Raw genomic sequence first — 6,579 nt, forward strand, 5'->3', positions numbered from 1 at the left:
GTACGGTCCGGGGCGACGCGTGCGCGGATCCGGGGGTGGGGCGCGTACGGATCCGGGGTCGCTCGTGCACGCGTCCGCGGGCCGTGCGGGTCCGTGGCCCGGGGGCCGCGCGCACGGACCCGGGCCCCGCCCGCGTACGGAACCGCCGCCGGCTCGTGTACGGATCCGGGAGCCGGCCCGCAGCCGAACCGGCGGCCTGTCCCCCGTACGGGACCGCCCTCGTGGACCCGCCTGCGCACGGCCGGGGCGCCGTCAGTACCGTCATGGGGCGGGCCCCTCGCCCCGGCCCTGTCAGCGTCAAGGAGAAGAGAAGGTGGCCCGCGGCCATGCACACACCCAGTGAACCGGACCTCCGGCACCACGGCGACGCCGAAGTGCGGGGCGGTGGCGCGGAATTGACCGATCTGGCGGTGAACGTCCGCACGGGCACGCCCCCGGTGTGGCTGCGGGAGCGCCTGGCGGCGTCGCTCGACGGGCTGGCGGCCTACCCGGACGGGCGGGCGGCGCGGCGTGCGGTGGCCGAGCGGCACGGGCTGCCGGAGGAGCGGGTGCTGCTGACGGCGGGGGCGGCGGAGGCGTTCGTGCTGCTCGCCCGCGCGCTGCGGGTGCGGCGGCCGGTGGTCGTGCACCCGCAGTTCACGGAGCCGGAGGCCGCGCTGCGGGACGCCGGTCACACGGTGGAGCGGGTGCTGCTGGACCCGGAGGACGGCTTCCGGCTGGATCCGCGGGCGGTGCCGGGCGACGCGGACCTGGTGGTGGTGGGCAACCCCACCAACCCGACGTCCGTGCTGCACCCGGCGCAGGCCCTGGCCCAGCTGGCGCGCCCGGGGCGGACGCTGGTCGTGGACGAGGCGTTCATGGACGCGGTGCCGGGCGAGCGGGAGTCGCTGGCCTCGCGGACGGACCTGCCGGGCCTGGTGGTGCTGCGCAGCCTCACCAAGACCTGGGGGCTGGCGGGGCTGCGCATCGGCTACGTCCTGGCCTCGCCGGGGACGATAGCCCGGCTGGAGCGGGCCCAGCCGCTGTGGCCGGTGTCGTCGCCGGCCCTGGCGGCGGCGGAGGCGTGCAGCGCTCCCCCGGCCCTCGCGGAGGCCGCGCACGCCGCGCACCACCTGGCCGCCGACCGGGCCCATCTGACGGCGGCGCTGTCGGCGTTCGAGGGCGTACAGGTGTACGGCCCGGCGGCCGGCCCGTTCCTGCTGGTGCGGATGGCGGAGGCGGCGGCGGTACGGGGGCGGCTGCGGGGCCTGGGCTTCGCGGTGCGGCGCGGCGACACGTTTCCGGGGCTGGGCCCGGAGTATCTGCGGCTGGCGGTGCGGGACCGTGCGACGACGGACCGCTTCGTGGAGGCACTGGCGAAGGTCCTGGCGGACGGCTGAGGCGTGGCCTGCGGCGGGCGTTTTCCCCTGCCCGCCCCTTCCCGAATGTCCTCAAACTCCCCCAGCTACCGCTGGGAGGTGCCCCCAGACGGGCTGAAATCAGCCCGTCCGGCGTTTGAGGACCGGGGTCCGGGGCGGAGCCCCGCACGCGGCGGAGCCGCACATCGGATGCTGCGGGAAGGGGCGGGGTGGGGAAGAGCCCCGTTCGGCGTCAGCCGCGGCGGCGGACCACCCGCCGCCGCCCCAGCACCACCGCCCCGGCCCCCGCCGCCACGAGCACCCCCGCCGCCCCCGCCACATATGGCGTCGCCGAGCCACCCCCGGTCTCCGCCAGATCCGGCCCCGCCGGAGTCGCCGGGGCCGCCGGCTTCGCCGGCACGTGCGCCGCCGTCTGCGGCTTGGTCCCGGGCAGGGGCGTACCGGACGGCGCCGCCGGGCCCGTACCGCCACCGCCCCGGGGCGTCTCGCACGTCGCCCGGGCGAGCGTGACCTGCCCCTCGACCTCGGCCACGTTCAACCGCAGGGGGTTGACGGAGACCTTGAGTTCGAGGGCGGCGGCCGCCGCCGTGCGGGACGTCGTGGCGGTGCGCGACAGGTCGAGGCGCACCTCGCCGACCCCCGGTACGGAGACCTTGGTCGGGCCGGCCGCCGTGAGGGTGACCCGCTTGCCGAGCACGGAGACGCTGCCGAGCACGTTCGCCTCGGCCGTCGGCTGCCGGCCCGCCTCGCACACGGCTCTGGACGTGACCTGCTGGACCTCGATGAGGGAGAGCTGGGGCAGCCCGGGGAGGCGCACCTTGGCGTGCACGAGGTTGGCGTAGCCCTCGGCGGTACGGCCGTCGGCGGTGGCGCGGGCGGTGGCGGTGTCGGCGCGCAGCATGGTGACGGGGTGGCCCTGTTCGACGCCGTCGAGGGTGACGGTGAGGGCGGTGCGGTCGGCGTTCGCGGGTGCCTTCACCTCGTTGAGCGAGGTGTCGAGGGGGACGTGGACCGTCTTGTCGAGGAGCCCGATGTCGAGCCCGGCGCGGAGGACGACCGCGCCGGAGGTCCCGTCGACGGAAGTGCCTTGGGCCCGCGCGCCGTTGCCGGGGGTGGTGCCGGTGGCCGCGGCGGGTCCGGCGGCGGTCCCGGTGGCGACGACGGTGAGGGCGGTCGCGGCGACGGCCAGCCGGACCGCGCGGCGGCGTGCGGGCATGCCGGAGGAAGGGATGACAGTGGTGCTGAACACGTGCGTGGAACCCCCACGAGAGGTGTGGTGCCGCCGGCGCGTCGATGGGGGACAGCGCGCGCCGACGGCGGGACCCCGCCATATTTGACCCCTGGAGGGTGAACGGGCGGCGCACTGAGCTCAGTTCACCCCAAAGGGTAGTTTTCGCAGCCGCATTCGATTCTGTCGGCGCGTGAGCGTTTTCTCGTCACATGCGTCACCCCTGTTCGATGGGCAGGGGTGATCGCTAAAGTCCCGCCGTATGCCGAACGAGCGAACCTCCCCCGACTCCGCCGCTGTTCGGAGCGGTACGACCGAAGGATCCGGCACGGGCGAGGGCTCCTCCTCGTCCGGCCGGACCGCGCGCCTGGCGGTCACCGTCTTCCCGCTGCTCGTCCTCGCGGCGGGCGGCGCGGGTCTCGCGGCACCCTCGCACTTCACGGGCTGGGCACCGGCGGTGCCGTACCTGCTGGGCGTGGTGATGTTCGCGATGGGACTCACCCTCACCCCGGCGGACTTCCGCGCCGTGGCCGCGCGGCCCTGGGCGGTGGGGCTGGGCCTGGTGGCGCACTACGTGATCATGCCGGGGCTGGGCTGGCTGATCGCCACCGCGCTCGGGCTGCCGCCGCAGCTGGCGGCCGGCGTGATCCTCGTCGGCTGCGCGCCGAGCGGTACGGCCTCCAACGTGGTCACCTACCTCGCGCGCGGCGACGTGGCGCTGTCCGTGTCCGTGGCGACGGTCTCCACGCTCGTCGCACCGCTGGTGACACCGCCGCTGACGCTGCTGCTCGCGGACCGGTTCCTGGACGTGGACGCCGGGGCGATGTTCGTCGACATCCTCAAGACGGTGCTGGTCCCGGTCGTCGGCGGCGCGCTCGTACGCCTGCTGGCGGGGCGGTACGTCGACCGGGTGCTGCGCGCCCTGCCGTGGGTGTCGGCACTGACGATCTCCGTCATCGTCCTGACCGTGGTGTCGGGCAGCGCGACCCGCATCAAGGACGCGGCGGGCCTCGTCCTCCTCGCCGTCGTGCTCCACAACGGCCTCGGCCTGGCCCTCGGCTACGCGTCCGGCCGGCTGGCCCGCCTGGGCCGGCCGGCGAGCAGGACCATGGCCTTCGAGGTCGGCATGCAGAACTCCGGCCTGGCGGCCTCCCTGGCGACGGCGCACTTCAGCGCGGCGGCGGCGTTGCCGGCGGCGGTGTTCTCGGTCTGGCACAACGTGTCGGGGGCGGTGGTGGCGGCGTGGATGTCGCGGGCGGAGAGGTCGTAGGACGACGGCGGGGTGCCGCTGCGCGGGCGTTTTCCCCTACCCGCCCCTTCCCGAATGTCCTCAAACGCCGGACGGGCTGAAATCAGCCCGTCCGGCGATTGAGGACCGGGGTCCGGGGCGGAGCCCCGTTCGGGAAGGGGCGGGGTGGGGAAAGGCCCGCCGCAGGCGCACCCAGCCCACCCCCACCCACCCCGTCACCCCGCCGGCCCCCTCCCCCGTCATGAAACGTCGCATGGTCGTCACAGGGCGAGACCCCCGAATCAGCTGCGTCAGCAAGGGCGTTGAGAAGCGAACAACGTCGCGTACGGCTCATGACACAAGACTTCCGTGCCCACCCCACCCACCGCTTCACCCGCAGTGGTGAATCACCTCTCGACCGCAGGACGTAACCACCCGTGCCCCGGTGTCGTCCGCAGGGCCCGGGCGGTGCCCCGACCGCTCCTCCTCAGGGCGGGGCACCCCTCCTACCCGTCTCGGGGCGGACCCTGAGACGCCCGCGGCCCGCCGCCCCGCCGGGCATGGACGGAATGATCGCGTCCGCAGATAGTGGGGGAATGGACAGCCTCGCGCCCTCCCGCTTCGCCCCGGAGACCGTTTACCTCAACACCGCGGCCACCGGCCTGCTGCCCGCCCCGGCCGTCGCCGCCTTGAGCGAGGCGGTCGGCGTCCTGGCCGCCGGGGCGCCGGGGAACGTGGACTTCTCGGCCACCGTGGACGCGGCCCGGTCCGCCTACGCCCGGCTGGTCGGCGTGCCCGCCGCCCGGGTCGCCGCCGGCGGCTCCGTCGCCGTGTACTGCGGGCTCATCGCCCAGTCCCTGCCGACCGGAGCCGAAGTGCTCGTCGCGGAGGGCGACTTCGCCTCGCTCGTCAACCCCTTCCACACCCGCCCCGGCCTCCGGGTGCGTACGGTCCCGCTGGAGCGGCTCGCCGAGGAGGTCCGGCCGGACACCGCCCTCGTCGCGGTGAGCGCCGTCCAGTCGGCCGACGGCCGGATCGCCGGCCTCGGCGCGATCGGCGCGGCCGCCCGCGCGTACGGCGCCCGTACGCTCGTCGACGTCAGCCAGGCGGCGGGCTGGTTCCCGCTGGACGCCGCCGCCCACGACTTCACCGTGGGCGTGGGCTACAAATGGCTGATGGGCCCGCGCGGCGTCGCCTTCCTCACCGTCCCCGAGGACCTGGGCGGCCTCACGCCCGTGTTCGCGGGCTGGGTCACGGGCGAGGACCCCTGGCTGACCTGCTACGGGAAGGTGGAGCCGCTCGCCGGGACGGCCCGCCGCTTCGACGAGAACGTGGCCGTCCTCTCGTACGTGGGCGCCCTGCCCGGGCTCGCCCTGATCGAGGAGCTGGGCGTCGAGCGCATCGGCGCGCACGACCGGGCGCTCGCCGACCGCTTCCGCGCCGGGGTGGTGGAGCTCGGCTTCACGCCCGTCCCGGCCGAGGGTTCCGCGATCGTCGCCGTCCCCGGGGTCCGGGGCGCCGCCGAGCGGTCGGCGGCGGCGGGGGTGCAGGTCAGCGCGCGGGCGGGCAAGCTTCGCGCCGCCTTCCACCTCTACAACTCCACCGCCGACGTCGATCGGCTGCTGGAGGTGCTCGCGCGGCGGTGAGTGGGTAGGACGGGAGGACCTCCGCCCACGGGTAGCCCCCGAAGCCCCGTGCGGAGCTCTGTCCTTCCTCCCCCCGCCTCCGAGGAGAGCACATGCGCCGTGCGCGCGACGAGCAGGACCAGTCCGCGGCCCTCGACCGGATCCTCCAGCTCGGGCTGGGCTTCGCCGTGTCGAAAGTCCTGTTCAGCGCGGTACGGCTCGGCCTCTTCACCGAGCTGGCCACCCGGCCGCTGCCGTACGAGGAGCTGCGCGACCGGCTCGGCCTGCACCCCCGCGCGGCCCGCGACTTCCTCGACACGCTGGTGGCGCTCGACCTGCTGGAGCGCGGCCCGGAGGGGTACGGCAACACCCCCGTCACCGCCCGTTACCTGGTCCGCGACCGCGCCACCTACCTGGGCGGCTTCCTGGAGATGACCGACCTCCGGCTCTACGGCTTCTGGGGCACCCTCCTCGACGGGCTGCGCACCGGGGAGCCGCAGAACGAGATCCGGCACGGCGGCGACTTCTTCGAGACCCTGTACCAGGACCCCGTCCGCCGCTCGGAGTTCCTCCGGGCGATGACGGGCCTGTCGATGCGCTCGGCACACGCCCTCGCCGACACCGTCGACTGGTCCGCGCACCGCGTCGTCGCCGACGTCGGCTGCGCCGAGGGCGGCACCCTCGGCCAGATCCTGCTGCGCCACCCGCACCTACGGGGCACCGGCTACGACCTGGAGTCCGTGCGCGACGACTTCGAACACCGCGCCGAGCGCTTCGGCTCACGGACCGGCTCACGTTCACCGCGGGCGACTTCTTCACGGACCCGCTGCCCGCGCCGACGCCCTGCTCCTCGGCCACATCCTGCACGACTGGGACCTGCCCACGAAGCGGATGCTGCTGCGCAAGGCGTACGAGGCACTGCCCCGGCGGCGTCGTCATCGTCTACGAGACCCTCATCGACGACGACCGCCGCACGAATCTGACCGGGCTGCTGATGAGCCTCAACATGCTGGTCGAGACGACGGGCGGCTTCGACTACACGGGGCGAGTGCCGGAGGTGGATGGCGGAGGCGGGCTTCACGTCGAGTGGGGTGCGGCATTTGGCGGGGCCGAGTCGATGGTGGTGGGGCGTAAGTAGGA

Annotated in this window: 5 protein-coding genes and 1 pseudogene; 5 read left to right on the forward strand and 1 reads right to left on the reverse strand. The window is 74.8% G+C overall.

The genetic code is table 11. The features are described from left to right. The first annotated feature begins 326 nt into the window (after positions 1 to 326). A complete protein-coding gene (cobC, locus tag AF335_RS33335; RefSeq protein ID WP_102922181.1) occupies positions 327 to 1,379 on the forward strand; it encodes an Rv2231c family histidinol phosphate aminotransferase CobC in 1,053 nt (350 codons plus the stop codon). Between the two features lie 211 nt (positions 1,380 to 1,590). On the opposite strand, the gene AF335_RS33340 is transcribed toward cobC, so the two are convergent. Further along, on the reverse strand, positions 1,591 to 2,574 hold the full coding sequence (locus AF335_RS33340) for an SCO1860 family LAETG-anchored protein (RefSeq protein ID WP_221505111.1): 984 nt from the start codon (positions 2,572 to 2,574) through the stop codon (positions 1,591 to 1,593). A 274-nt stretch (positions 2,575 to 2,848) separates the two neighbouring features. Between AF335_RS33340 and AF335_RS33345 the strand changes: the two genes are divergently transcribed. The 4 genes and pseudogenes from AF335_RS33345 (at position 2,849) to AF335_RS36515 (ending at position 6,577) form a co-directional block, all read left to right on the forward strand. After that, positions 2,849 to 3,856, forward strand: a complete 1,008-nt coding sequence (locus tag AF335_RS33345; RefSeq protein WP_102922172.1) for a bile acid:sodium symporter family protein — start codon at positions 2,849 to 2,851, stop codon at positions 3,854 to 3,856. 518 nt (positions 3,857 to 4,374) lie between these two features. After that, positions 4,375 to 5,460: an aminotransferase class V-fold PLP-dependent enzyme gene (locus AF335_RS33350; RefSeq protein ID WP_102922173.1), complete on the forward strand. Its 1,086-nt coding sequence runs from the start codon at positions 4,375 to 4,377 to the stop codon at positions 5,458 to 5,460. Between the two features lie 92 nt (positions 5,461 to 5,552). Then, positions 5,553 to 6,128, forward strand: a pseudogene (locus tag AF335_RS33355) (methyltransferase family protein); the annotation flags it as partial. Positions 6,129 to 6,433: 305 nt separating this feature from the next. After that, entirely contained in the window at positions 6,434 to 6,577 is a 144-nt protein-coding gene (locus AF335_RS36515; protein WP_342353984.1) for a hypothetical protein, read from the forward strand. The last annotated feature ends 2 nt before the right edge of the window (positions 6,578 to 6,579 follow it).

Origin of the sequence: Streptomyces eurocidicus (genome assembly GCF_002891295.1) — a bacterium.
Classification (GTDB): Bacteria; Actinomycetota; Actinomycetes; order Streptomycetales; family Streptomycetaceae; genus Streptomyces; species Streptomyces eurocidicus.

Coding starts and splice junctions, on each gene's coding strand:
- cobC (WP_102922181.1), top strand. CDS start 327: ATGCACACACCCAGTGAACCGGACCTCCGGCACCACGGCGACGCCGAA.
- AF335_RS33340 (WP_221505111.1), bottom strand. CDS start 2,574: ATGCCCGCACGCCGCCGCGCGGTCCGGCTGGCCGTCGCCGCGACCGCC.
- AF335_RS33345 (WP_102922172.1), top strand. CDS start 2,849: ATGCCGAACGAGCGAACCTCCCCCGACTCCGCCGCTGTTCGGAGCGGT.
- AF335_RS33350 (WP_102922173.1), top strand. CDS start 4,375: ATGGACGGAATGATCGCGTCCGCAGATAGTGGGGGAATGGACAGCCTC.
- AF335_RS36515 (WP_342353984.1), top strand. CDS start 6,434: ATGAGCCTCAACATGCTGGTCGAGACGACGGGCGGCTTCGACTACACG.